Consider the following 24,575-nt stretch of genomic DNA (forward strand, 5'->3'; position numbering starts at 1 on the left):
GCAATAAACTAGTTATAAACACTTTATGAAAAAATCTTCTGTTAGTTATTCATTTGTAATAAAATATTGTTGGGAGAAAAATTATAGAAAGAAGACAAAACTATGACACTTAAATTTCAAATTGGGGTTGACGCTGGCGGAACCCATACTATAGCAATTGCTTATGACATAAAAGGTCAGGAACTGGCACGTGCTAAAGCTGGACCAGGTCAGGTAAATACAAATTATGACAATGCAATAACCAATATTACCAATGCTATAAACAAGTTAATTGATGAAATCGATGGTGATTGCCAACGTATTTTATGCGGAATAGCTGGCTTATCTGTGGTTGGTCATGCTCCGGAGATAGCAGCTGAAATTTCGGCAAAAGCTAATAACTTACCGACTAGAGCAATTACTGATTCCCTTTTAGCTCTTTATAATGGTCTTGAAGGTGAAGATGGTGGTTTAGTAATTGCAGGGACTGGTTCTGTTTTTAATGGTTTGCAAAATGGCAGAATTATCACAACGGGTGGATATGGCTCCATTTTAGGTGATGAAGGATCCGGATATGCCATTGCTCTGTCTGCCTTGAAATCAGCTCTGCTTAGTTGGGACAAACGAGAAGAAAATGAACTAATTCCTATGTTCAATAAATTGTTCAATGTTGACAACCTCAACGACGCTACTGCTAAATTTTATAAAACAGCAAACGCTGACTTTGCTTCTATGGCAGTGAGCGTAGCTCAATTAGCCAATAGCGGCAATCCTTTTGCATTAAAGGTAATTAAGGAGCAAGCAGAACTTCTTGCGCGTGATATTATTATTGGCATGAATCGTTATGAAAACCCTAAACCAATGAAAATTGCATTAACCGGGTCTGTACTAGCTAACAATCACATGCTGCGAGATTTTCTTGAAGATAAAGTTCGGGAAAAATATCCAGACGCACAGTTTTCAATTTCTAACGGTGAGAATGCACGCGGAGTAATCTTTGATAGAAGCAAAGATTACCGCTATTTCACCAGTCACTAAATCTGCCACAAAAAAGACCAGAACTTTACGTTTTTCATTTTAAGAAAACGTATATGCTCTGGTCTTTTTTTATCGAAAATAGTAAAACATTTTTGTAAAGACTGCTAACTATTCCTCTACTTTATTGATCACTACATCAAATTTACCACCAGGTGTTGATATAGTTACTGTTTCGCCTTTTTTCTTGCCTAAAATTGCTTGGGCTATTGGCGAATCATTAGAAATCTTACCATTCATCGGATCGGATTCATCACTACCAACGATAGTATAAGTTTCTGGTTCATTTTCACCAACTTCCGTATAAGTTACTGTTTTACCCACTGCAACTTCATCTGGATCGCTAGAGTTAGCGTCAACTACATGAGCATATTTAAGCATTTCTTCAACAACACTAATACGATCTTCTAAATGACTTTGTTCATCTTTAGCAGCGTCATATTCAGAGTTTTCAGACAAGTCACCATAAGAACGAGCAACTTTAATTCTTTCAATTACTTCAGGGCGCTTCACAACTTTTAGATTTTTTAATTCTGCTTCCAGTTTTTCTTTTCCTTCAGCAGTCATCGGATAAGATTTTTCAGGCATTAAATTTCCACTCCTTAAAGTTAAATTTCTTTTTGCAAAGATCTATGATATTACTTTAACGATTAATGTCAACCATTAGCGTATTTCTGCTTTAAGCTGCTTTTCGAGACTCGAATCAATAGAAGTTATTGCTTCGTTAACAATTGTATCGGTTAAAGTATCATTTTCATTTAGGAAAGTTAAACGATATGCAAAACTCTTTTTATCCTCGGCGATATGAGACCCGCGATATACATCGATAATACGCAAATCATGGAGATACTTGCCACCATTTTCTTTGATGACATCCTCAACAGCTTGGTTAGTAACTTCCTGGTCTACTAAGATTGAAAGGTCACGTTCAACGGCAGGGAATTTTGGCGCTGTTTGTGCTGTAGTGTGTGGATTAAGAATTAATGGAATAATGACATCAAGATTTAGCTCGTAACCATAAATTTCGCTATCTTTCATAGCTTTATTAGATTGAGTCACAGGGCGATCTAACATACCAATCATCCCGACATATTTGTTCTTAATATATATACCGGCAGTCCTGGTGGGATGCATATACATAATTACTTCAGCCTTGTATTCAACATCATCCGTGTTAATTCCCAAAGCTAAAAATAAGTTGGTAAGCTGTCCTTTAACATAAAAGAAATCAATTTTTTCATTATTGTTTTGCCAGTTTTCAAAATATACATTACCGCTATATAGTGCAGCTAAATGTTCATGTTCATTATAAGTATTATTTTCGAAATCATAGACACGTCCTTGCTCAAAAATTGCCAGTTGATTTTGCTTGCGAGCCATATTATAGCTTGCTGCGTCTACTAGCCCTGTCATTAAGTTTTGTCTCAAAGTTGAACGATTTGAATTCAATGGCATCTGAACCTCAACTGGTTTTTTAGGTTCTTGGGAAAAGCCAATCGCTTTTTCAAGTGAAGTTAATGAGTAAGAAATAGCTTCTATTAAACCTTGACCTTGAACAATATTCTTAATGCGCCTAATGGCTTCTTCTTTTTTAGAATAGCCACCGTGCGTTTCTGCTAAAACTGGCTGTGTAGATTTGATATTATCATAGCCATATAAACGTCCCACTTCCTCAACGAGGTCAGCAGGAATAGCTACATCCCAGCGCCTTGCTGGCACATCAACAATTAGTTCATCATTATTAATTTCTGCCTTGAAATTCAAACGGGAAAAAATGGCAGCAATTTCTGTTGAAGAAATATCGGTACCCAAAACTTTATTTATGTAAGAAATCGTTGTTTTTATTTGAACAGGTTGCCTTTTTTCAGAACTTCCCGTAATCACACCCTCATTTATTTTTCCAGAAGCATCATTACGTAAAAGCATAGCAGCCATATCTAATGCGCGAGTTGTTGCATCCCAGTTAACGCCTTTTTCATAGCGACTAGAAGCTTCTGTCCTGTTAGCGTGACGCAAAGCTGCTTTTCTAATTAAGGTTGAATCAAAAATAGCCGACTCTAGCAAAACGTCAGTAGTATCAGCTTCAATTTCAGAATTAAGACCGCCCATAACTCCCGCCATCATCACAACTTCTTCACCATTTGTGATAACAATGTCATTAGGATCAAGATCAACTTCTTTATTGTTTAAAAGCGTCAATTTTTCGTTCTTTTCAGCTTTTCTGACCACTAACTTATTTGTTTTAAAAGCACGAGCATCATAACTGTGCATTGGCTGGCCGGTTAAGAGCATAATATAATTTGTCACGTCAACAACATTATTAATGGGTCTAATGCCAGCATTCCAAAGTCGCCTTTGGAGCCAAAGAGGGCTGTCCCCTATTTTCACATTACTGATTTTGCGTAAATAAAACTTAGGTGCAAGGTCTGGATCAACATCTACAGAGAAGTCTTTAGTCCAATCTGGACCATCTTCCTTGAGAGTTATATCTTCAACTTTGACAGGTGTGTCAGTAATAGCACCGACTTCATAAGCTGAGCCTTCCATTGATAAGGTATCAGCGCGATTCGGGGTAATGTCAAAGTCAAAAATATAATCATCCATTCCTAAAGGAGCAAATGCGGATTGACCTGGTTTGACATCAGCATCTTCTGGAAAAACATAAATACCTTTAGCATATTTTTCAGGTACCAGGTTATCCGGGAATCCTATTTCTTGTAAGCCACAAATCATACCATTTGATTCGTTTCCACGTAATTTGCTTTTTTTGATTTTTACATTACCAGCAATCCGAGCACCAGGTAAAGCCACCACCACATCTTCACCAGCGGCAACATTTGGTGCACCGCAGACTATTTGATGAGGCTCATCTTCTCCCACATCAACATGAGTAAGATTCAGGTGTGTGCCAGCAATTGGTTCACAGTCAATAATATGACCAACAACTAGCTGTTTCATGCCCTCTTCAGGATGCTTGACACCGGCTACTTCAATACCGGTACGTGTTATTTTTTCAGCTAAATCCTTAGGATCTTGGTCTAAATCAATAAAATCCTTCAACCAACTATATGAAACCAGCATTATCTTTCCTCCTTACTGAATTGCTCTAAGAAGCGAACATCGTTAGTGTAGAAATCACGAATATCATCAATACCATATTTAAGAATAGCAAAACGATCTAACCCCACGCCAAAGGCAAAGCCACCATAAACATTGGCATCAACTCCAGCATTTTCGAGAACATTAGGGTGAACCATTCCAGCACCTAAAACTTCGATCCAGCCAGTATATTTACAAATTGAACAGCCCTTGCCATTGCAGTTAAAGCAGGAAACATCCATTTCAACAGAAGGTTCAGTAAAAGGAAAGTAACTAGGACGCAGACGGGTTTCGCGGTCTTGGCCAAAAATATGCTTTGCCATTAATTCTAAAGTTCCCTTTAAATCACCCATCGTAATATTTTTATCAACTACCAGACCCTCCATTTGCATAAACTGATGTGAGTGAGTAGCATCATCGTCATCACGGCGATACACTTTACCTGGTCCTACCATCTTTAAAGGACCCTTGGCAAAATCATGTTTTTCTAATACGCGAGCTTGATCACCGGAAGTCTGAGAACGTAATAAATCTTCAGAATCTATATAAAAGGTTTCTTGCATGTCTCTTGCCGGGTGGTCTTTTGGCAAATTCATCATTTCAAAACAATAATGATCAGTTTCAATCTCTGGCCCTTGCACTACTTTATAACCCATGCCAATAAAATATTTTTCGAGATCATCCAAAATAATATTGATGGGATGTTTGGTACCAAGATGCATTTCGCGCCCAGGTAAAGTAACATCGATTTTTTCTTTAGCCAGTTGTTCCTCAACTAAAGCTGCTACTATTTCATTTTTAGCATCATCCAGCTTAGCGTTAAACAGATCCCGCAATTTATTAACTCGTTGTCCAACTTCACGTCTATCACTGGGATCAATATCTTTCATGGAATGAAGAATGGTTGTCAATTCACTTTTACGACCAGTTAATTTAACGCGAACGTCATTTAACTTTTCTTCATTTTTAGCCTTATCGATCTCATCAAGACCTTTTTCACGCAGTTCTTTTAACCTGTCAAATAAGTCCATAAAACTTTTCCTTTCAAATCAAACAAAAAAGCTTCATCCCAAAAGGGACGAAGCTTCGCGGTACCACCCTAGTTTGGACAGAAAATGCCCACACTCATGTTTCGATAACGGTGAATACCGGAATGGATTAGATTCTACTAGTAAGGTGAAATTCACAGTTCCGTTTAAACCTTTCTTTCAGCTCAATAAAAAGGTCTCTCTGACTAAATGATTGCTGCTACTAGTCTTACTCTTTGTAATTAGTTAATAGAATATATCTTTTTTAAAAAACATGCAAGAGGATTAGACAAATTAGACCCATTTATCGGCCCAACCATGAATTTGATCAAAAACGGGCTTTAATTCTTCACCCTTTTGTGTCAGACTGTAAGAAATAATCTTTGTTTTACCATCAACTGAACGGTTAACAATATCTTCTTTTTCTAATTCTTTTAATCTTTCAACTAAAACACGGTCAGAGCAAGGCAAAACGCATTGTGCTAAGTCTTTAAAGCGCATATAATCTCCGGCACAGAGTGAACTAATAATTAAACCGTTCCACTTTTTACCAATAATTTTAAACGCGTTAATAAAATGTTTACAGTACTCATAATTAGGAGCACCACAACCAGCACAATTTTTGTCCTTAATACCTTGAGGCATGATACTGTCCCTCCCACAAGAAAGTGTCTGTTTCGCCTTTTATTATATTAAATATACTTACTAAAAACAAGCATTAAGAGTTAAGAGAAATAGTAAATAATAATGCCCGCAGCCACAGCAGCGTTTAAAGATTCGGCTTGACCTTTGATAGGAATATATAGTTTCTGATCACAGATTTCTGCTACCTCTGAAGTAACGCCATGTGCTTCGTTACCAATAACAATACCAACTTGCGGTACTTTTTTAAATTCTGGTAATTCCTTGGCGTTTTTATCTAACATACTTGAATAAATTGGTATGGTATTATCTTGCATTTCTTTTATAACTGTTAATAAGTTTTCCGTAATTACATTGATATGGAATTGACTGCCCTGCATTGCGCGTTGAGTCTTGGGATTATAGATGTCAACACTTTCAGGGGATAAAACGACACCATTAAATCCCGCTGCATCTGCAGTTCTGATAATTGTTCCCACATTGCCAGGATCTGCCAGATGATCTAGCAATACCCACTTACCAAAATTTAAATGATAGTTTTGAGGTTGACCAATCTTTAAAACCATAAAAATATTTTGAGAATTTTTTGTACTTGCAAGATGGTGAGCAACGGATAAATTGATTATGACAGTTTTTTGGCTTATCACTAGTTGGGGAAAAATATCTTTGATCTCCGCTAAAGCTTCCTCAGTCCCTAAAAGATACTCGTAGCTTTTTTTGGCTTTGAAAGCCTCTGTAACCAAGTGAAAGCCTTCAATCATATATAAGCCATTTTCTTGTCGATATTTTTTTTGTTTTAATTTAGTTAAATTTTTTATTAGCTTATTATTTACGGAAGTTATTTGTTCTGACATCTAAATCTCTTCTTTCATCTTCATCAATATATTATTTTAATTTCAAGCTGATAAAATGTTAAAATCAAGAAAGCAGGACTAGGAAGGATTATTATGGGATTTTTTAACAAGCACAAGAACAAAAGAAAAAGTAACCCGACCAATGATTCAAAAGAAACTTGGCAATTAACTGTTTCAGGTATCGTTCAAGGTGTAGGTTTTCGCTGGAGCGTATTAAATCTTGCGCAAAAAATGGGGATGACTGGCAATGTTCGCAATAACAGTGATGAAACTGTCACAATTACTTTACAAGCTGAATTAAGCCGAGTCAATCAATTTTGTGCTGAATTGCCTAAGAATATTTCTCAATTTGCACGCATTTCAAATATCAAAAAAGAAAAACTAACAAAAATAAGCAAAATGAGTGGTTTTCATGTATTATATTAGTTATTGGCAAAAAATAATAATTGGGTGAATTGAATGAAAAAATTTCGCAAATATATCGGACTAATTAGTGTTTGCCTAGCAGTCATGCTGTTTGTGACTGCTTGTGCACAAAATGGTGGAGTTAATAAGCCCCCAACGGGCTTTATATACGGGTCAATCTATAAATTTATCGGCAAACCCATGCAAAACATCATGCTCTACTTCTCTAATATCATCGGTGGAGCTAATGGGGCTGGCTGGGCCATTATCCTAATGACCTTTGTAGTAAGAATGATTCTCTTGCCTTTAATGCTTAATCAGCAAAAGAAATCAACTACCCAACAAGAAAAAATGGCACGCCTGCAACCTCAGATGAAGCTAATCCAGGATACTATGAAGCGCAAAGATCTCAACCAGGACCAACAAATGACATTGGCTGGGTGGCAGCGTGAACTTTATTCCCGTAACCACTTATCATTAACAGGTGGAATGGGGTGTTTGCCATTAATTATCCAGTTTCCAATTATGATTGGAATTTACGATGCAGTGATGTACTCACAAAGCTTGGCCAGTTCTTCATTCTTTGGCATTTCATTAAGTAGCAGATCGATCGCGGTAACTGTTATCGCAACTATTTTTGCATTCTTACAAGGTTACCTTTCACTTGTGGGCATACCGCAGGAGCAAAAAAAGCAAATGCAGTCAATGATGCTTATGAATCCTATTATGACGCTCTTCATCTGCCTCTCGGTTTCTGGATCTGTTGCTTTATATTGGGCAGCTGGTAACATCTTCTCTGTTATCCAGCAATTGATCGTATCCTTCATCATTATGCCTAAAGTTAAAAAAGAAGTTGATGAAGAATTAAAACGTGAACCTATCACTGAAGTAGTAACAAAAGAAAAAGTAGACGAGCTTCTTAATGTTAAAAAGGCTTCTCCGGTTCAGTCTGAGCAAACAAAAGAATTGCACGAAAAGTTACGTAATCGTAACAAAGGAAAGCAACAAAAACGACACTAGTTGTTAGTTTATAAATTCAGAAGTAAAAAGACCTTTTAAGTCTAAATTTGATTACATTGAACAAATAATCAACAGACTTAAAAAGGTCTTTTTTAATTAGTTTCTTTTTTATCTTTTTTTGCTTTTTCAGCTTGTTCACGTTTATGTAGTTTTTCGGATTGAGCCTTTGAAAGTGCCGGAAATTGCATTATAAACTGACTACCTTGTCCTTCAACGGATTCAACACTAATTTTTCCATGATAACTGGTAACTAATTTTTGAGCAATTGATAAACCTAAACCATTACCACCCTTTTCTCGTGTTCTGGCTTTATCAACCCGGTAAAATCTATTGAAGATTTTGCTTTGCTCCTTTTCAGAAATACCTTCACCAAAATCTTGGACTATAATATGTACATCATCTTGTGATAATCCAGCCGAAACGTTCATTTCCTTGCGGTCTGTGGAATATTTAACACCATTATCAATTAAAATAACAAGTAATTGCTCCAGGTGTCCTTGATAAATCTGGATTTCCGTGTCGAGAGGTAAATCGTCCATGTCCAGTCTGATAATAAAATCCTTGTGAACAAGTGACATATCACCGACAACCCGCTTAAGAACATCAGAAACCTTGGTAACAGCATTAGGATACTGCACATTGATTTGTTCTGCACGCGTTAAATCCAGCATTTCTTGAATTAAATGTTGCATTCTTTTAGCTTCTTGTAAAGAGGCATCTATTGATTCCTCCAAAATCTCCGGATCATCCTTACCCCAACGTTTGAGCATGTTTAAATGACCTTCAATGACCGCGACAGGAGTGCGGAGCTCATGGGAAACATCACCCACGAATTCTTTTTGCTGATCAATATAACGTTGCATCCGATCTAGCATTTGGTTAAAAGAAACTGCTAATTCTTGCAATTCATCATGACGGTGAAAATCCCTGATTCTCACTGTACTATTTGGATCATCATTAACTTCCATAGCAACTCGTGACATTTCTTTTACAGGCTTAACAATGTCGCGAACAATTATATAAGCTACCAATGTAAAAAATACGATGGCGATTAAAGAAATCCTTACCATCCACTTTAAAAGGTCTTTCATTAACCCATTATAGTAGGTCATTTTATTGGCAACAACAATATATCCTGTAACTTTTCCTGAATGAGCAGCTCTAACCTTTTGATAAGTAATTAACTCTTGTTTATGATTCTTATTAACGCGAGTCATCTCATAGTCACTTTTTATTTTTTTAAAAGGTAAAATTTTGCCACCATTATCAAAGACATCCTCTTGTCTAAGATTATAGACGACTACGCTCAAATCGGGGTTTGTTAGTGATGACAACAAATCGTCATTAAAAGCACTGCTTTTGCGTTCGTCAGACCCAATCGGAGGATTGCCTTTTAATACTTCTCTGGTCGATGGTGTTAATGCAGGAACAACATTTGCAATTTCTAATTGATTTGGAATTCTGTTCAAACTACTATTGAGTTTGCTTACCATCTCATTTGAGGTTTCCTTTTGCTGGACCATCGATTGTTGACCAACAAATGAATATATTATTACGGAAAAAACAATAAAAGAGACCATAATCGTCAAAGCGACGATGCTTACCCACCGTAAGATAAGCGATGAGTGATTGGTCTCCTTTTGTGATCTCTTTTTACTTCTTTTCATCATCCTCATCTCTTACCATGTAGCCAGTTCCACGAACCGTCTTGATATATGATTGTCTGCCAGGAACGTCTATTTTATTGCGTAAATAACGTACATAAACTTCGACAACGTTAGTTTCGATATTTGAACCGGGTCCCCAAATTTTTGCGAGCAACTGATCACGGCTAACAACGTTGTTCTTATTCTTAATCAAGGTCATGAGCAAGTTATATTCACGCTTAGTTAAATCAACAGCTTTACCATCACCACGGCGAACAATTCTATTTGCAGTTTCAATAGTAAGATCCTTAAATTTAACTACTTTCTTCTCAACGGAATCGTCTGAAGCATCTTTTTCAATTTTTACTCTGCGTAAAACTGCGCGTAAGCGCGCCAAAAGTTCTTCAATAGCAAATGGCTTAACAATATAATCGTCAGCTCCATGATCAAGACCAGAGACACGGTCAATGACAGAATCGCGTGCAGTCATCATAATTATTGGTGTGCTCTTAACTTGACGAACTCGACGGGCAATTTCTAAACCGTTAAGATCAGGAAGCATGAGATCTAGCAGAATAGCATCGAAATCTTCTTTCAAAGCCAAATCTAAGGCTTTGCGACCATTACTTTCAACTACGGTATCATATTTTTCATGTTTTAATTCCAATTCCACAAAACGCGCCAAATTTTTTTCATCTTCAACAATTAATATTCTTGCCATTTTTCGTCATCCTTTTAAAACTTAATTTTGATTAATTTAATTTTATTCTTGTCAACAAGTAAAGCATACTTTAAAAATGCTTTTAAAACAAGATTAAAAACCAGCATTTCAACAATACTGATTTCTAATTATATTCAATTATTCTTATTTAACTAATTGTGGTTCTCATTATTTTCTTTAAATAAATCTTTTAATTTAGCAAAGGCAGGATTTATTTGTTCCTTTTCTTTCTTAGCAAATTCGTCCTCTGAAATCACAGCCCAACCTTTTCCTTCAGGATAAATATTTTGTTCTCTTTCTTCTGCAGTCAAAATTGTAGTTGGGATATGCAGTAAAATATTGTCTTCAACTGCTTTTTGCAAGTTAATAACTTCATTTTTTACTTTTACGATCGGGATGTCACTTTCATCAATTTCTTCTTTAGCCACATCCATATCAGTATAATTTTCACTAAAGCGAAAATTTTCAGTAAATTCAACAGGATTCAAACTGCGGCTAGATGGAACAATCAAACTGGCTTGGACTTGAAAGTCTCCAGTAACATATGGTTGATTGTAAAAAGCATCACCTGAGACTATCACATTATCAACCTGATAAACTAAACCGTGACTTCGCTTGATAAATTCCTCTGTTAATTCAAGCTTGCATTCAATATGGGTCAGAGGTTCATTACTATTTTTAATTTGAATAAAATTTAAAGTTAACATTTAGACCTCCAGCGGACGTTGTCCGAAGTTTTGATCAACTGCCATAAGTTGTTCAAAAAAGCGATCAACACGTAATTGTAATTTCATTGAACCATTTTTAGTATTTTTTTGATCAACCTTCGAAATAATATTCGCAGATGTTTTTTTTCTGATATCTTTAAGATATTTTCTCCCAAGTTTGCTGTAGCCTAGAAGTAGAAGCGATTCATAGTTAAAGCTGTCAATCATGTCTTCCTGAGTTACATTTAAAAGCGTATACAGGCTCAGACGGCGCAAGCGGGAATATGTATAACGCTTTGACTTAACTCTTCGCAAAAATTCCGTAAAGGTTTGGGCTGCATGAATTTCATGTTTCATTTTATACTCAAGACCTTCACTCATTTGGTATATTCTTCTCAGTTCTGAAACTGAAGAAGATTCCAACCTATACTTCAAAAACGGAAACATCAGATTCCAATTTGGATAATTCTTTTGTTGAAATAAAAGCTGTACCTCTTTTTTGGGCAGCCATTGCTCTAAAATATAATTAGTTTCATTATGGAGAATCATATTTCGAATTGCACTGGCACTTTGAACAACTTTATTGCTCTGCAAGACATCATCATGACCGGCACCAATCCGATTAACTGGATGCAAAACCAAGGGCGTGCCCAAATTATGATTAGCAACAGCATAAGCCAAAGCAAGAATCGCATTGGGCTCACTAACTTCATGACCAACTTCTCTTGCGACCATTTGATTATATTGAGTTGAATAGGTTTGACTGTAATCATTAAAGTCCATATGACTTTGTGGGATTTCAGCAATCTTGCTACCTAAATAAGCATAATTTTGTGTAGCGTCTTCAACACCAAAAATTAAGTCAGTGACGCCGACTTTGACCAATTGGTCAATACTGCCAAGTGCAAACAAATCAGCTGGTTCAACCGAAGTGGAAAATGGCAGTTCAAATACTAAATCAGCACCACTTTCAAGCGCTGCTTGCGTGCGAGACCACTTATCCATAATTGCCATTTCCCCACGTTGAACATAATTGCCTGACATGACAACAATGATCGGGTCTTTACTGCCAGCAATATAGCGAGCCTGATTCATTAAAAATTCATGCCCACTATGGAAGGGATTGTATTCCGCAATGATCCCTACTACACTCATTGTTTGCTAATCTTCCTTTAATTCTAATTTTTTACCGTTAACCCACAGTTTTTCAACATTGTAAAAATCACGTGCATCTTCAGTAAAAACATTTACCACAACATCGCCTAAATCGAGCAGAAGCCAATTTGATTCACTCGTGCCTTCAACGCGATAATCATAATAGTTAATCTTGTGAGCTTCATCAATGATAGCATTAGCTATAGCATGTAATTGTCTGTTGGAACCAGCACTGGTCACAACATAATAATCAGCTAAAATACTATGTCCTTGCATGTCGTAAGCTGCAGTATCTTCTCCATGACGATCACTAATTGCCTTTAGAGTAAAAGCCAATATTTCTTTACTAGTCAATTTTTCTCCTTATTCTTCAATACCCCAAACATTATAAGCGTCTAAAGTACGTGGATAGATTTTATTTCTTTTTTCAATTAAAAATTCAAGAGTATGTGCTAATTGGTAGCCGACTCCCTTATCAAGATTAGCATAAGTTATTTTACGCGCTTCTTCAACTCCTGGAAACGACCTGCCAGGCTCAATGTAATCAGCCATAAATACAATTTTATCTAAGGTCGTCATTTCAACATCGGCCGTTGTATGCCTGCGTACTGCCGTTAAAATTTCTGAATCAGTAATTTTCAGATCTCTCTGGATAAAATATGTACCCACAATACCATGCCAAATGCTTCGATTCCAATTTAACAGATCTTGATCAAAGCCCTTAGTTTTAATTACTTCACGATAATCCTCAACTGAAACTTGTTTTGCATAATCATGTATGAATCCGGCTAATGCGGCTTTATCTTCATCATAGTGGTTTAACTCTGCTAATCTTTGAGCAGTTTTGCTAACCCCAATACAATGCTCAAAACGGTCTTCAGTCATATTACTTTTTTCTTTAGCCACAATTTCAGCACTAGATAAAGTTGAATAAGTTTTTTTGAAAAATAAATCATTCATGATATAAGCCTTTTTTCTGAATATAATTCCTCACTGTATCTGGTACCAGGTATCTAATTGAGCCCCCAATCGCAATAGTTTGCCTCACAAGGCTAGAACTAATTGCAATGGCAGGAACATCAACCCAAATCATTGGTAATTTAGCTTTTTGGGGATAGCCAGCTCTTTGAACTCCGACAAGAGTTGCCAGTTGAGCCAATTTAGTAGGCTCTTTCCACTCACCTAAATTATTAACTTGATCGCTGCCCATAATCAAGTAATAATGATTTTCAGGTTGAGATTCACGTAAATATCTTAAAGTATCAACCGTATATGAAACTCCTCCACGATATAATTCAAATAATTTTACTTGAAACCGAGGATTATCCTGAGTACCTAGCTCAAGCATATTTGCACGATCTTGGGCAGAAACTACTGGCCGATCCTTTAATGGAGGAACATTGGTGGGAATAAACCAAACTTCATCAAGATGAAGTTTAGTCAATACTTGCTCCGCTACTATTAAATGACCTAAATGAATTGGATTAAAAGTTCCACCAAAAATACCGATTTGACGCCCCTTTTTAGGCTCTATTTTTTCTTCAGCTACTTCAACAGTTGGCGTTTTTTGATAATTCTTAGCAATAGCAATCATTATATCCTCTAAATTAATGCACGTCTAATACCTAAACCAATTTGATCTGGTGTATATATTCTAACCAAACAATTTGCAGGGATAGTAACAAAACCTATCCCACCAAAAAGCAAATCACTTTTTTCTTTAGTATGATATTCCTTTCCTTTTAAAGGTGGCAACTCAGCACTTTGTGCTGGCGGATTAAGCAATTCGCCCAGGTGTTTGGCATAGAAACTATCAGCATTTTCCGTTTTAGTCCTGTGAATATATAATCCCCGTGCTGCATAAACCGTAAAACTTGCTTTCCCACCTTTTAAAAAGTCTACTCTGCCCAATCCAGCTAAAAATAAAGTGTTACCTGGATTAAGCTGAAAAGTTACAGGCTTAAGCTGCTTTTGCGGTGAAATCAAGCTCAATTCCTGAGCATTCAAACGCGTAGCCAGTTGATTTTCCGTTATTATACCCGGTGTGTCAACTAAAAAATGACCATTTGCCAGAGGAATTTCAATCTTATCAAGTGTTGTACCCGGAAAGCGGGAAGTGGTGATTAAATTTTGGATATCACCCATCTGGTCAATAACTGCATTAAGAAGGGTGGATTTGCCTACATTAGTCGTTCCTACAAAATAAACATCTTGATCATGTGAATTTTGATCTAAATACGCTATCAGTTCTGGCAAATTAGTCTTGCTTTTTGCACTTACCAGAAATATTTTCTTAGGATATAACCCAATTCGATTGGCTTCTTGCCGCATCCAATCCTTTATTTTGCTTTGACGCGAATTTTGCGGGAAAAGATCAAATTTATTGCCAACAAGAATAAAATCATTTTTTCCAATAAAGCGTTTAATTGCTGAAAGCAAGGAGTTGGTGAAATCAAATAGGTCTACAACATTTACAATTAAGGCTTTCTTCTCTGACAAGGAATTTAATAATTTTAAAAAATCATCATTGTCAGATTCGACTGGCATAATTTCATTATAATGGCGCAGCCGAAAACAACGCTGACAATAAATATCATTGCCGTCAGCTTCACTTTCTTGCGCCTGTTTTAAACGCGAGGCAGGCAAATAGCCTGCTTCTTCTGCATTATCAGCCTGAAGAACTGCTCCGCAACCAATACAAATAATTTGGTCATCCATTTTTTAATGTCTCCTTAAATGTAACCGGGTGTGAAAGATTTAAAAAGAAAAAAATAATTTTCTCAAAAAAGCGATTAATACGTGTATTCCACTTATCAGTTTGAATAAGCGGTTTTACTAATACGGATTCTACACCAGCCAAGTTTCCTGCTTGTATATCTGTGATTAACTGATCACCAACCATCATAACCTGGTCTTTTTTTAACCCCATACTCTTTCTTTTTTTAGTTATGGCAAAGGGCAACGGCTTTTTAGACTTGGCTACAAAGTCAATGTGATAAGGATTTAAAACTTTGCCTACTCTTTCAGCATTATTATTAGAAATCACAACTAACTTAATACTAGCTTGAGCTAATTCCTTATTGAGATTATTCATTTTGGCAGCAGTCTCAAATTCATTCCAAGCTAAAAGAGTATTGTCCAAATCTGAAAATACAGCTTTGATACCTATTTGCTTTAGCACTTTAATATCTAAATGATAAATCGTGTCAATTGTATAGTGTGGTCTGAATAACATTCAATTTCCTTCTTATCTATCATTGCACTAGTTTAATATACCAAATTATCTACTGCAAGTGCTAAATTTCGACATAAAAAAACGGCGCCATAAGCGCCATTTTTGGTTAATTTAAAGCCTTTTTAGCAGTTTCTGCTAATTTTGCAAAAGTCTTTGAATCGTTATAAGCAATATCAGCTAACATCTTACGGTTAATATCAACACCAGCTAATTTCAAGCCGTGCATTAACTTAGAATATGAAATATCATTTTGTCTTGCTGCAGCATTGATTCTGGCAATCCATAACTTTCTGAAGTCACTCTTGCGTTTTCTTCTGTCACGAAACGCATATCTGTAAGATACAAATAATTGTGTACTTGCAGCTTTAAATTGCATATGCTTTGCGCCACGGTAACCCTTGGCAAGCTTCATAATCTTTTTACGACGTTTACGTGTAACTGTTCCACCCTTAACTCTTGGCATCTAAAATTCCTCCTAAATATCGTTTTATATATTTGATTAACGCATTTGAGAGAGCATCTGTTTGATGCGCTTCAAGTCACTGCGTGAAACCATTGCAGCCTTTCTCAAATGACGACGTTGTTTCTTAGTCTTGCCGTGGAAACGGTGGCCGGTAAAAGCGTGATGACGCTTTAATTGACCAGAAGCAGTTCTCTTAAAACGCTTAGCAGAAGCGCGGTGGGTTTTCATTTTTGGCATTTTCTAATTCCTCCAAATTAACTAATTATTTTTGTCACTCTTCGGAGCGAGCATTAAGAACATTGAACGGCCTTCCATCTTGGGTTTGCTAATTACAGTAGCAATATCGGATGTGGCTTCAGCCATTTTTTCCAACACTTCACGACCTAGTTCCTTATGAGTGATTGCTCGACCTCTGAACCTGATCGAAACGCGGACTTTAGCACCCTCCTTGGTGATAAACTTACGCGCATGTTTTAACTTGGTGTTAAAATCGTTACCCTCAATCGTTGGACTTAAACGGATTTCTTTTACACTAACCGTTTTAGACTTTTTCCGGGATTCTTTAACCTTCTTTTGTTGCTGGAAACGGTATTTACCATAGTCCATGATACGAGCAACAGGTGGCTTGGCATTAGGCGAAATTAGAACTAAATCTAAATTTGCAACACTTGCTTGGCGTAAAGCCTCAGTTTTAGTAACAACACCAACTTGTTCACCATCTTCATTAATTAAACGAACTTCGCGAGCGCGAATTTGATCGTTCAATATCAAATTCCTTGGAATAATTCTTCACCTCCGTGTTAATCTGAGGACAAGAAAAAGACGGGTAAACTTTACCCGCCCTTAATCAACAGAAAATATCGATCAGCCTAGAGGTCAACTTAACTTAGGCGAGAAGCGGGAAGCTTCTTCTTGTTCTCAACTTTCGTAATTATACTCGTCTTTTGCGAATGTGTCAATAAGATAAGTTTTCATACTTTGCTTTGTGCTAAACGTTTATTGAGTCTATTACCGATAACGGATAGGGAAAAGCAAACAATAAAGTACAAAAGTGTTAAAGCAGCAAACATTGGTACGATATAATTGGCGTTTTGACCATAAATAACCTGTGCGTGTTGCATTAATTCAGGTACGACAATGATAGTTGCTAATGACGTATCCTTAACCAAAGATACAAACTGACCAATAATAGTAGGTATCATGTGCCGATATGCCTGGGGCAAAACAACGTGCCACAGAGCTTGCACAAATGTCATTCCTGTAGACCTTGCCCCTTCAATTTGACCTACGGCAACTGACTGAATACCAGAGCGCACAATTTCGGCAATCATGCTGGATTCAAAGATTGTCATTGCAATAATCGCTGACAAAATTGCTCCAGGTCTCAGACCAATATTGGGCAACCCAAAATAGGTAAAGAAGATAATTAATAATAAGGGTAAGTTTCTAACAATATCTATAAGGAAACCAACAATTGCAGAAATAAATTTAATTTTGGCATAGCGAATTATTCCCAGCACTGATCCGAAAATAAAACTTAATACAATGGCGAAAACTGAAATAAATAATGTGACTGCTAGCCCCTTTAACAGAAAACCGAAGTTTAACCATGATAGGGCATTAATCCATGTTTGCATTTTAATCGCCTCCCTACGCCATTTTCTTTTCTAAGTATTGCATATAATAACTTAACGGCATAGTAATTATTAAATACAGCACACCGATTACGAAATAACTGTTAATAGTATCAAAAGTCACAGAAGCAATTGCATTAGCTTGATACATTAGATCAAAACCCGCAACAAAAGCTAAAATTGACGAATCTTTGATTAAATTGACAAATTGATTACCTAATGGTGGAATAACAATTTTAAAAGCCTGGGGAAGAACTACGTAGCGCATAGCTTGCTTATAAGTCATCCCCGTAGATCTGGCACCTTCCATTTGGCCTTGGGAAACAGACTGAATACCAGAGCGAATTATTTCTGCAATAAATGCTGAGGTATACAAGAATAAGCCAATTGTACCTGCAGTAAAGCCGTCTATTTTGACAAAATATTTTGGAACTATTAAGTAAAAGAACATTACAATAATCAATAATGGAATATTACGAAAAATTTCAACGTAAATTCTACCGATTTTATTTGCCGCTTTATTAGGAATAACCTCTAAAAGGGCTATTAAAACTCCAAAAATCAGGCTAAATATTAATGTTAAGAGGCTTGATAAAATAGTCCAGCCAAAACCTGAAACTAGTTGACTACTAAAATTATTAAAGATACGAATCATTTAATATACATCTCCTTATAGTTAAAACCAGGAACTTGACCGAACCATTTTTTAATTAAGCGATTGTATTCTCCGCTTTTTTGAATCTTATCAATCGCCTTATTAATAGCTCTGTGAAATGGTTCTTGATTTTTATTTACTGCAATACCATAAGGTTCTTTAGTATAAGTTCCTCCAGTTACTTCAAGGCTCCCGGGACTCTGTGCGGCTAAACCATATAAAATACCATTATCACTAGTCAAAGCATCACCTTGATGCGATTTCAAAGCTGATACAGCCTGACCATAGTCCTGCATTGCGACAACTTTGGCTCTGGGCGCAACTTTCTTTACTGCCTCAACAGAATTATCGCCAACAATCCCAATTACAGTTTTGCCATTAAGATCACTTGGCTTTTTAATTTTTGATCCTTTAGGGACAAGAAATGATTTACCAGCCTGAAAATACGATTTGGAAAAACTAATTACTTGTGCTCTTTCAGGAGTAATTGTCAGAGTGGCAATTACCGCATCAACGTTACCATTTTTCAATAAAGGTATTCTCGACTGTGAAGTGGCAAGCGTAAAGCGAGCCTGCCCTTTAGGACCTAAAATTTCTCTGGTAATGGCTTTGGCCATATCAATATCAAAGCCCTTTTCTTTATCATCTCTAATATCGATTAGACTAAAAAGTTTTTTGTCACCTTCAACTGCCCAAGTAATGGTATTGGACGAGCGCACATTTTTCAAAGCTGACTGGTCAGTGACACTATTGCCACAACCAGATAAAAGGAACATTCCCAAAAATAGCGAGATTGAGCAAATTAATTTTTTCATGATATTGCCCCCTCTTAATGCGCTATTATTTTGCTTAAAAATTGCTGCGCCCGTTCTGTTTGCGGCTGTTTAAAGAAGGAAGAACTGTCATCATCTTCAACAATTTGACCCTGATCCATAAAGATGACCCGGTTAGCAACTTCTTTGGCAAAACCCATTTCGTGGGTCACGATCAAAGAGGTCATATCGCTAGACGAAGTAATCTTTTTAATTACTTGTAAAACTTCATCAATCATCTCCGGATCAAGCGCTGAAGTTGGTTCATCAAAAAGCAGTAATTTGGGATGCATCGCTAAAGATCGAGCAATTGCTACACGTTGCTTTTGTCCACCAGATATCTGTGCTGGCATATTTTGGGCTTTATCAGCCACACCAACCATATCCAGCAAATGCATTGCCTGCTTTTTATTTTCATCCTCAGGCATATGACTGACAATTCGTGGTGCCAGCATCACATTTTCCAAAACATTTTTGTTTTTATAGAGATTAAAGTGTTGGAAAACCATACCGACATCCTGGCGCAACCTATTTGAGTCAGTCTTGGGATTGGATAAATCCTGATTATTAACTATCAGCTTTCCACCCTGGATTGACTCTAAGCGGTTTATTGTTCTAATAAGCGTACTCTTGCCGGAACCAGAAGGTCCGATTAAAACAACAGTTTCGCCTTTATCGATTTGTAAATTAATACTATGCAACGCGTGAAATTTGCCATAAAATTTCTGCACGTCATGAAATTCTACCATTGACATAATATTGCTCCTTTTTAGCAGTCGTAATTTAACTATCCAACTCAATTTTTAGCAATTGATTAATTAATCAAAAGTGCATCCCGTCAACACTACATTTTGTTACTCGACGTGCAAATTTTAGCGGTTTTTATATTTAAGGTCTAAGTTATCAAATTATTCCTGCAATCTATTAAATTAAACTTATCTTTACTATTTTTTACTCGATTATTTTTCACGTGAATATGATTTAACATCCTGCTTAATTTCACTGATAAATTCATCAAAGCTCTTGGCTACTTCTTCTTCAGTGCCATAGCGGCGGACATTGACACCGTTCTCTTTTAATTCCTTGTCACCTAAAACAAGAGTATATGGTACTTTTTGTGTTTGCGACTCACGAATCTTGTAACCTAATTTTTCATTACGCAGATCTGCCTCAGCTCTAAAACCACGTTTATTAAGTTCATCGCGAACTTTTTTGGCGTAATCTGAATGGGCATCCAAATTTATTGGAATTATTTCTACCTGAACTGGAGCCAGCCAAGTTGGAAAGGCACCCTTGTAAATCTCAATCAGATAAGCAATAAAACGCTCCATAGTACCAACAATTCCGCGGTGAATCATAACTGGTCGGTGTTCTTCGCCATCTTGACCAACATAGGTTAAGTTAAATCTTTCAGGCAGCATGAAGTCTAGTTGAATTGTGGACATTGTTTCATCTGCACCTAAAGCAGTCTTAGTTTGAATATCAAGTTTAGGGCCGTAAAAAGCAGCTTCACCTTCAGCTTCAACATAGTCAAGTCCCATGTCGTCCATTGCCTTTTTCAGCATTGACTGACTTCTTTCCCACATTTCATCATTTGCAAAATACTTTTTGGTATTCTTTGGATCACGATAGGAAAGTCTGAAGTAGTAATCAGTGATGTCAAAGTCTTTGTAAACATCTAAAATTAGAGTCAAGATTTTTGAGAATTCACTTTGAACTTGATCTAAAGTCACAAATGTATGACCGTCATTTAAAGTCATTTCTCGTACACGTTGCAGTCCTGACAGAGCACCAGATTTTTCATATCTGTGCATCATGCCCAATTCGGCAATTCGAATTGGGAGCTCGCGGTATGAGCGAATATGATGCTTGTAAATTTGAATGTGGGACGGACAATTCATTGGCCGCAATTCAAGCATTTCCCCGTCACCCATATCCATTGGTGGGAACATGTCATCACGATAGTGTGCCCAATGTCCAGAAGTCTTATAAGCATCAACGTTCATTAAAACTGGGGTATAAACGTGTTGGTATCCGTCAGCGACTTCCTTGTCGATAATGTATCGTTCAACAACGCGGCGAATTGTGGCACCTTTTGGCATCCAGTAAGGTAAACCTGCACCAACTTTGGGATCAACAAAGAATAAATCAAGATCACGACCAATTGTTCTGTGATCACGTTCTTTAATTTCTTCACGCCGTTTAATGTCTGCGTCTAAATCTGCTTTTTTAAAGAAGGCCGTACCGGAAATTCTTTGGAGCATCGGGTTAGAAGACTGACCTTTCCAGTAGGCACCGGCAACCGACAATAATTTAAATTGCTTAATTTTACCTGTGTTAGGCAGTAATGCGTTAAAGCCAAAGTCGATAAAGTCTCCCAGTTTGTATACTTGAACTTGGTCACCTTTTTCAGCTTTAAGCATTTCACTCTTATAAGGATCATCCTTAAAAAGATCAGAAAGCTCGTCTTTAGACATTAAGTTGGATTCAATCTTTTCTCCTGCTTTAATTGCTTTTTTGATTGCTTTTTCCAAGTCTGGTAATTCATTGACTTTTATTTGATTTTCTTTATCAGTATCAACGTAAAAACCTTCGTCGTCAGTTCCATGTTCACCAAAATGAATCTCAGGATAGGCTTTCTTAGCAACAGCTTCAAGAACAAATGCAACTGTATCACGCAGAATTGCTAAACCCTCTTCATCTCTGTCAGTAATAATTGCAACTTCTGCATTTTTATTCAACTTGTGATCTAAAGCAACAATTTGACCATTTACTTTTGCACCAAGAGCTGCTTTTCCTAAAGATGTACCAATACCATGTGCTAAATCAGATATTGAAACAGCTTCAGTAAAATCTTTTTTTGAGCCATCAGGCAAAGTAATCGAAAAACTCATTTTTTCCTCCAAAAATTAAATAAAATAAAAAATCCCAGTGCAATTAAGCACCGGGACGTTAATTAACGTGGTTCCACCCAAAATTTAGTTCAAAATATTGAACTATCTCGTTATAGATTGTTAACGGAATCTAACCCATTATCAAAATTTAGGTATGAATGAGTGGATTGCAAATACTAATGAAAGCTTTCAGAATAACGCTTTTCTCTCTGAACCGTCTTGCAACATGTTCATTCATTGGAGTTAATTATAACCCAATAAATTTTTAATGCAAGTATATTTTCATTAAAAAATTAAATTATTCTGCATCTTTTATAGCTTAGTGACGCCGATTAGGTCCAGAAATTACTATTTCCGTTGCTAAAGAATGTATTCTTTCCATTATTCTAGCAGCTTTTACTGGTTCAATTGAACTTTTAGTTTCCTTGAAATGGTCTTCCAAATCATTCATAGCAAAGTTAGATGAGAAAAAGGTTGGCAAAATATTGTCCATTCGTGCCTGCAAAATTACTGCTAAGACCTCGTCTCGCGACCATTGACTTAAATTTTCTGCACCTATATCATCCAGTATTAACAAGTCAGAACTAGCAATTTTTTGTACTTCAGTTTGTAAACTATTGTCATTAAAATGACTGGACAAACTGGCAATGAATGTTGGAACGTGCAGAAAAACAACATATTTTTCCATCGCAGCTACTTGATTTGCCAGTCCTGCTAAAATATGAGTTTTACCAATGCCAAAATTACCGGATAAATAAAGACCCTTTTGGTGGATATCTTGAGAATATTGATATAAAAAACGCTGAATAGCAGTCATTACCTCGGCTCTTTCTGGTGTCATTTCAATTTGACTTAAGCGCACATCATGCAAACCTTCGGGTAAGTTAATTAAACGCAAGTGCTTTTTAATATTAATTTCCTGGTCATGAATCAGTTTACTGTCTTCAGGAACAAATTTAAGACTAATGGCATTTTTATTCATTATCAAATCTGGATAATATCCTTTGGTTACAGGATCTTTTTTATGTTGACTCAGATAAAATTCATAGAGACTAGCTAAACTTTTATCAATTATACTGTCATTAAGTTGTGCTCGGTGCTGACTGATAAATTGTTGCACTTTCGGCTCAGCCAAAACTTTTTGCTTAATTTTAGCGGTACTCTCGTCTTCTGCTTTAGCTGTTTGTCCTTTAACCATAAATTTTTTAATGGGTTGCATTTATTTCACCTACTTCATGCCATTTTTGTCTTCAAAATTCTTGAAAAATTCTTTTAACTCCACACTTGAGACATCAGATTTTACTTTTGGCTTTTGTTTGTTCCAATCAGTGCCCTTTTCAACTGTTTTTCTGGGAGCGAACCGGTTATACCGCTTGCTTTGCCTTTGTTCTTGTGCCTTTTTTCTTTTGTCCATGTAATCCAAGGCCTCACTACCAGATTTAACACCGTGCTGCAACCAATCATGCAAAATTTTATTTGCTAAACGAAATGAAATATTGGGGCCACTTTTTAAACAAGCATATGTCAGAATATTAAGTAATTCCGCTGATATTCCCTTATCGTTATATAGGCTATCCAACACGTGATATTCACTAGCATCAACATAATCGTTTTTCTCAGTTTTTAAATGATATAAAAACTGTGCTGGAGTATCAGTCTGAGCTTTTTGCAATAATTTTTGTTCTTCCTGATTTAATTGGCCATTATTATCAAATTTGTCAGGTATTTTAGCCTTGTTTTGCAAATGCCTGCGAGTATCGCTACCATGAATGCTGTTAGCAATAGTTTGCTTGATTTCCCTCATATTTAAATGATAGTCACCATGCAAGCAAGGTATTGCCTCGTCAACAAATTCTTGTTCTGAAAGCCCATATATGCGCATAACTGCCCGAATAGCCTCTTTGTTCTGATCAATTTCGCTACCAGCTATTTGATAAATTTCAAATTGCTGTTTCATAAAATCCCAGTCAATCTTATCTTGATCATTGACAGTAGCATAATCGCTTGCAGAATAATTATTCTCTCGAGCTGCTTCCTTAACCTCAATTGAAGGATCTATTGCTTCTTGATCGGATAAATGGAAAACATCCATAAAGGAAGCAGAAATATTGGGTGCTTCCTTGATGCCACTTAATTCACTCCGATTTTGTTTAGTCTCTCTGGCAAACTCGTGACTTAATTTATTAAAAGCTGTTATACCAACTTTTTCTTTTAACAAACTTGCTAAAAGAGAAGTTGAAAAAAATTCACTGCTTGACGGAACATTTTTAAGGTCGAAACACAAAACATGACCCATAATTTGGTTGTCAAGCAGTTTCGTTTGAATCAAACCAACAGCTTCAAGCTTATGCAACGCACCAAATAATTTTTTTATATCACAATCTGTCTGTTCTTGAAGAGTATAGATTCCCTTAGCATCAGAAAGCATTGCCTGTGCATTATAATCTTCATTCAAACTTAAATAGACTGCCAAAGCAAGGGAGCTAATTAGCGGTTGATACAGTTTAATTAATATGCGCAAATCTTTAGGAAAAATATCCACCCGATTGGTAATGAAAAACGGCTGTTTGGGATCATTTGTCTCAAACATA

General features: G+C 36.5%; 27 protein-coding genes and 2 other annotated features. Of the genes, 3 read left to right on the forward strand and 24 right to left on the reverse strand.

Annotated features, from left to right (window positions below):
- The first annotated feature begins 102 nt into the window (after nt 1-102).
- Nucleotides 103-1,017 (forward strand): N-acetylglucosamine kinase, encoded by a 915-nt coding sequence (locus ACZ2M0_RS07690; protein ID WP_490059049.1) that lies wholly within the window; start codon nt 103-105, stop codon nt 1,015-1,017.
- Between the two features lie 108 nt (nt 1,018-1,125).
- Here the strand turns inward: ACZ2M0_RS07690 and greA are convergent, their stop codons facing one another.
- The 5 genes from greA to ACZ2M0_RS07715 all read right to left on the reverse strand — a co-directional run bounded on the left by greA (nt 1,126) and on the right by ACZ2M0_RS07715 (nt 6,637).
- Nucleotides 1,126-1,602 (reverse strand): transcription elongation factor GreA, encoded by a 477-nt coding sequence (gene greA, locus ACZ2M0_RS07695; RefSeq protein WP_490059050.1) that lies wholly within the window; start codon nt 1,600-1,602, stop codon nt 1,126-1,128.
- 75 nt (nt 1,603-1,677) lie between these two features.
- Complete coding sequence (pheT, locus tag ACZ2M0_RS07700; RefSeq protein ID WP_490059051.1) at nt 1,678-4,095, reverse strand: phenylalanine--tRNA ligase subunit beta; 2,418 nt, start codon at nt 4,093-4,095, stop codon at nt 1,678-1,680.
- Complete coding sequence (gene pheS, locus ACZ2M0_RS07705) at nt 4,095-5,144, reverse strand: phenylalanine--tRNA ligase subunit alpha (RefSeq protein WP_046332311.1); 1,050 nt, start codon at nt 5,142-5,144, stop codon at nt 4,095-4,097. Before pheS ends, pheT begins: the two co-directional genes overlap by 1 nt.
- A gap of 40 nt (nt 5,145-5,184) precedes the next feature.
- Nucleotides 5,185-5,387, reverse strand: a binding site (T-box leader).
- 48 nt (nt 5,388-5,435) lie between these two features.
- Nucleotides 5,436-5,786: a winged helix-turn-helix transcriptional regulator gene (locus ACZ2M0_RS07710; RefSeq protein ID WP_046332312.1), complete on the reverse strand. Its 351-nt coding sequence runs from the start codon at nt 5,784-5,786 to the stop codon at nt 5,436-5,438.
- A gap of 80 nt (nt 5,787-5,866) precedes the next feature.
- Nucleotides 5,867-6,637 (reverse strand): TrmH family RNA methyltransferase, encoded by a 771-nt coding sequence (locus ACZ2M0_RS07715; RefSeq protein ID WP_490059052.1) that lies wholly within the window; start codon nt 6,635-6,637, stop codon nt 5,867-5,869.
- Between the two features lie 93 nt (nt 6,638-6,730).
- Between ACZ2M0_RS07715 and ACZ2M0_RS07720 the strand changes: the two genes are divergently transcribed.
- Nucleotides 6,731-7,063 carry an acylphosphatase gene (locus tag ACZ2M0_RS07720; protein WP_490059053.1) on the forward strand — a complete coding sequence of 111 codons (333 nt, stop codon included), beginning with the start codon at nt 6,731-6,733 and terminating at the stop codon, nt 7,061-7,063.
- 33 nt (nt 7,064-7,096) lie between these two features.
- Nucleotides 7,097-8,062 carry a membrane protein insertase YidC gene (gene yidC, locus ACZ2M0_RS07725; protein ID WP_046332315.1) on the forward strand — a complete coding sequence of 322 codons (966 nt, stop codon included), beginning with the start codon at nt 7,097-7,099 and terminating at the stop codon, nt 8,060-8,062.
- A 92-nt stretch (nt 8,063-8,154) separates the two neighbouring features.
- Here yidC and ACZ2M0_RS07730 read toward each other — a convergent pair whose 3' ends face one another.
- The 19 genes from ACZ2M0_RS07730 to ACZ2M0_RS07820 form a co-directional block, all read right to left on the reverse strand.
- A complete protein-coding gene (locus tag ACZ2M0_RS07730) occupies nt 8,155-9,738 on the reverse strand; it encodes a HAMP domain-containing sensor histidine kinase (RefSeq protein ID WP_490059054.1) in 1,584 nt (527 codons plus the stop codon).
- Entirely contained in the window at nt 9,716-10,429 is a 714-nt protein-coding gene (locus ACZ2M0_RS07735) for a response regulator transcription factor (protein WP_045928304.1), read from the reverse strand. Before ACZ2M0_RS07735 ends, ACZ2M0_RS07730 begins: the two co-directional genes overlap by 23 nt.
- A 152-nt stretch (nt 10,430-10,581) precedes the next feature.
- The gene (locus tag ACZ2M0_RS07740; protein WP_462984901.1) at nt 10,582-11,136 is read right to left on the reverse strand and encodes a DUF177 domain-containing protein; all 555 of its coding nucleotides are present in this window, start codon (nt 11,134-11,136) and stop codon (nt 10,582-10,584) included.
- Complete coding sequence (locus ACZ2M0_RS07745) at nt 11,137-12,291, reverse strand: nucleotidyltransferase (RefSeq protein WP_419513404.1); 1,155 nt, start codon at nt 12,289-12,291, stop codon at nt 11,137-11,139. It abuts the gene before it with no gap.
- 6 nt (nt 12,292-12,297) lie between these two features.
- Nucleotides 12,298-12,645 (reverse strand): ribosome silencing factor, encoded by a 348-nt coding sequence (rsfS, locus tag ACZ2M0_RS07750; RefSeq protein ID WP_490059055.1) that lies wholly within the window; start codon nt 12,643-12,645, stop codon nt 12,298-12,300.
- A 9-nt stretch (nt 12,646-12,654) separates the two neighbouring features.
- Nucleotides 12,655-13,251 (reverse strand): bis(5'-nucleosyl)-tetraphosphatase (symmetrical) YqeK, encoded by a 597-nt coding sequence (gene yqeK, locus ACZ2M0_RS07755; RefSeq protein WP_490059056.1) that lies wholly within the window; start codon nt 13,249-13,251, stop codon nt 12,655-12,657.
- On the reverse strand, nt 13,244-13,885 hold the full coding sequence (locus ACZ2M0_RS07760; protein WP_045928309.1) for a nicotinate-nucleotide adenylyltransferase: 642 nt from the start codon (nt 13,883-13,885) through the stop codon (nt 13,244-13,246). The genes yqeK and ACZ2M0_RS07760 overlap by 8 nt, the downstream gene beginning before the upstream one ends.
- A gap of 8 nt (nt 13,886-13,893) precedes the next feature.
- Nucleotides 13,894-15,009 (reverse strand): ribosome biogenesis GTPase YqeH, encoded by a 1,116-nt coding sequence (gene yqeH / locus ACZ2M0_RS07765; protein WP_490059057.1) that lies wholly within the window; start codon nt 15,007-15,009, stop codon nt 13,894-13,896.
- Nucleotides 15,002-15,526, reverse strand: coding sequence for a YqeG family HAD IIIA-type phosphatase (locus tag ACZ2M0_RS07770; RefSeq protein WP_490059058.1), 525 nt, complete (start codon nt 15,524-15,526; stop codon nt 15,002-15,004). Before ACZ2M0_RS07770 ends, yqeH begins: the two co-directional genes overlap by 8 nt.
- 106 nt (nt 15,527-15,632) lie before the next feature.
- Nucleotides 15,633-15,989: a 50S ribosomal protein L20 gene (gene rplT, locus ACZ2M0_RS07775; protein WP_187154985.1), complete on the reverse strand. Its 357-nt coding sequence runs from the start codon at nt 15,987-15,989 to the stop codon at nt 15,633-15,635.
- Between the two features lie 36 nt (nt 15,990-16,025).
- Entirely contained in the window at nt 16,026-16,226 is a 201-nt protein-coding gene (gene rpmI / locus ACZ2M0_RS07780) for a 50S ribosomal protein L35 (protein WP_034980158.1), read from the reverse strand.
- Nucleotides 16,227-16,247: 21 nt separating this feature from the next.
- The gene (gene infC / locus ACZ2M0_RS07785) at nt 16,248-16,760 is read right to left on the reverse strand and encodes a translation initiation factor IF-3 (protein ID WP_034980154.1); all 513 of its coding nucleotides are present in this window, start codon (nt 16,758-16,760) and stop codon (nt 16,248-16,250) included.
- A 37-nt stretch (nt 16,761-16,797) separates the two neighbouring features.
- Nucleotides 16,798-16,909, reverse strand: a sequence feature (ribosomal protein L20 leader region).
- A 51-nt stretch (nt 16,910-16,960) separates the two neighbouring features.
- Nucleotides 16,961-17,626, reverse strand: a complete 666-nt coding sequence (locus ACZ2M0_RS07790; protein WP_490059059.1) for an amino acid ABC transporter permease — start codon at nt 17,624-17,626, stop codon at nt 16,961-16,963.
- 13 nt (nt 17,627-17,639) lie between these two features.
- The gene (locus tag ACZ2M0_RS07795) at nt 17,640-18,278 is read right to left on the reverse strand and encodes an amino acid ABC transporter permease (RefSeq protein WP_187154987.1); all 639 of its coding nucleotides are present in this window, start codon (nt 18,276-18,278) and stop codon (nt 17,640-17,642) included.
- Nucleotides 18,275-19,093 carry a transporter substrate-binding domain-containing protein gene (locus ACZ2M0_RS07800; protein WP_490059060.1) on the reverse strand — a complete coding sequence of 273 codons (819 nt, stop codon included), beginning with the start codon at nt 19,091-19,093 and terminating at the stop codon, nt 18,275-18,277. The genes ACZ2M0_RS07795 and ACZ2M0_RS07800 overlap by 4 nt, the downstream gene beginning before the upstream one ends.
- Nucleotides 19,094-19,107: 14 nt before the next feature.
- Nucleotides 19,108-19,845, reverse strand: a complete 738-nt coding sequence (locus ACZ2M0_RS07805) for an amino acid ABC transporter ATP-binding protein (protein WP_490059061.1) — start codon at nt 19,843-19,845, stop codon at nt 19,108-19,110.
- 204 nt (nt 19,846-20,049) lie between these two features.
- Complete coding sequence (thrS, locus tag ACZ2M0_RS07810; protein ID WP_490059062.1) at nt 20,050-21,984, reverse strand: threonine--tRNA ligase; 1,935 nt, start codon at nt 21,982-21,984, stop codon at nt 20,050-20,052.
- A gap of 319 nt (nt 21,985-22,303) precedes the next feature.
- Entirely contained in the window at nt 22,304-23,203 is a 900-nt protein-coding gene (dnaI, locus tag ACZ2M0_RS07815) for a primosomal protein DnaI (RefSeq protein ID WP_490059063.1), read from the reverse strand.
- 9 nt (nt 23,204-23,212) lie between these two features.
- Complete coding sequence (locus ACZ2M0_RS07820) at nt 23,213-24,574, reverse strand: DnaD domain protein (RefSeq protein ID WP_490059064.1); 1,362 nt, start codon at nt 24,572-24,574, stop codon at nt 23,213-23,215.
- Between the last annotated feature and the right edge of the window lies 1 nt (nt 24,575).

Source organism: Lactobacillus sp. VURO6/B1 (VP7) (assembly GCF_058139575.1).

Excerpts from the sequence above, each read along its gene's own strand:
- yqeK (WP_490059056.1), bottom strand. The coding sequence starts at position 13,251 with ATGAATGATTTATTTTTCAAAAAAACTTATTCAACTTTATCTAGTGCT.
- thrS (WP_490059062.1), bottom strand. The coding sequence starts at position 21,984 with ATGAGTTTTTCGATTACTTTGCCTGATGGCTCAAAAAAAGATTTTACT.
- ACZ2M0_RS07735 (WP_045928304.1), bottom strand. The coding sequence starts at position 10,429 with ATGGCAAGAATATTAATTGTTGAAGATGAAAAAAATTTGGCGCGTTTT.
- pheT (WP_490059051.1), bottom strand. The coding sequence starts at position 4,095 with ATGCTGGTTTCATATAGTTGGTTGAAGGATTTTATTGATTTAGACCAA.
- ACZ2M0_RS07710 (WP_046332312.1), bottom strand. The coding sequence starts at position 5,786 with ATGCCTCAAGGTATTAAGGACAAAAATTGTGCTGGTTGTGGTGCTCCT.
- ACZ2M0_RS07745 (WP_419513404.1), bottom strand. The coding sequence starts at position 12,291 with ATGAGTGTAGTAGGGATCATTGCGGAATACAATCCCTTCCATAGTGGG.
- rpmI (WP_034980158.1), bottom strand. The coding sequence starts at position 16,226 with ATGCCAAAAATGAAAACCCACCGCGCTTCTGCTAAGCGTTTTAAGAGA.
- ACZ2M0_RS07720 (WP_490059053.1), top strand. The coding sequence starts at position 6,731 with ATGGGATTTTTTAACAAGCACAAGAACAAAAGAAAAAGTAACCCGACC.
- ACZ2M0_RS07760 (WP_045928309.1), bottom strand. The coding sequence starts at position 13,885 with ATGATTGCTATTGCTAAGAATTATCAAAAAACGCCAACTGTTGAAGTA.
- ACZ2M0_RS07770 (WP_490059058.1), bottom strand. The coding sequence starts at position 15,526 with ATGTTATTCAGACCACACTATACAATTGACACGATTTATCATTTAGAT.
- ACZ2M0_RS07730 (WP_490059054.1), bottom strand. The coding sequence starts at position 9,738 with ATGAGGATGATGAAAAGAAGTAAAAAGAGATCACAAAAGGAGACCAAT.
- rplT (WP_187154985.1), bottom strand. The coding sequence starts at position 15,989 with ATGCCAAGAGTTAAGGGTGGAACAGTTACACGTAAACGTCGTAAAAAG.
- ACZ2M0_RS07715 (WP_490059052.1), bottom strand. The coding sequence starts at position 6,637 with ATGTCAGAACAAATAACTTCCGTAAATAATAAGCTAATAAAAAATTTA.
- ACZ2M0_RS07800 (WP_490059060.1), bottom strand. The coding sequence starts at position 19,093 with ATGAAAAAATTAATTTGCTCAATCTCGCTATTTTTGGGAATGTTCCTT.
- yqeH (WP_490059057.1), bottom strand. The coding sequence starts at position 15,009 with ATGGATGACCAAATTATTTGTATTGGTTGCGGAGCAGTTCTTCAGGCT.
- ACZ2M0_RS07740 (WP_462984901.1), bottom strand. The coding sequence starts at position 11,136 with ATGTTAACTTTAAATTTTATTCAAATTAAAAATAGTAATGAACCTCTG.
- pheS (WP_046332311.1), bottom strand. The coding sequence starts at position 5,144 with ATGGACTTATTTGACAGGTTAAAAGAACTGCGTGAAAAAGGTCTTGAT.
- yidC (WP_046332315.1), top strand. The coding sequence starts at position 7,097 with ATGAAAAAATTTCGCAAATATATCGGACTAATTAGTGTTTGCCTAGCA.
- ACZ2M0_RS07820 (WP_490059064.1), bottom strand. The coding sequence starts at position 24,574 with ATGTTTGAGACAAATGATCCCAAACAGCCGTTTTTCATTACCAATCGG.
- ACZ2M0_RS07790 (WP_490059059.1), bottom strand. The coding sequence starts at position 17,626 with ATGCAAACATGGATTAATGCCCTATCATGGTTAAACTTCGGTTTTCTG.
- ACZ2M0_RS07795 (WP_187154987.1), bottom strand. The coding sequence starts at position 18,278 with ATGATTCGTATCTTTAATAATTTTAGTAGTCAACTAGTTTCAGGTTTT.
- greA (WP_490059050.1), bottom strand. The coding sequence starts at position 1,602 with ATGCCTGAAAAATCTTATCCGATGACTGCTGAAGGAAAAGAAAAACTG.
- dnaI (WP_490059063.1), bottom strand. The coding sequence starts at position 23,203 with ATGCAACCCATTAAAAAATTTATGGTTAAAGGACAAACAGCTAAAGCA.
- ACZ2M0_RS07805 (WP_490059061.1), bottom strand. The coding sequence starts at position 19,845 with ATGTCAATGGTAGAATTTCATGACGTGCAGAAATTTTATGGCAAATTT.
- ACZ2M0_RS07690 (WP_490059049.1), top strand. The coding sequence starts at position 103 with ATGACACTTAAATTTCAAATTGGGGTTGACGCTGGCGGAACCCATACT.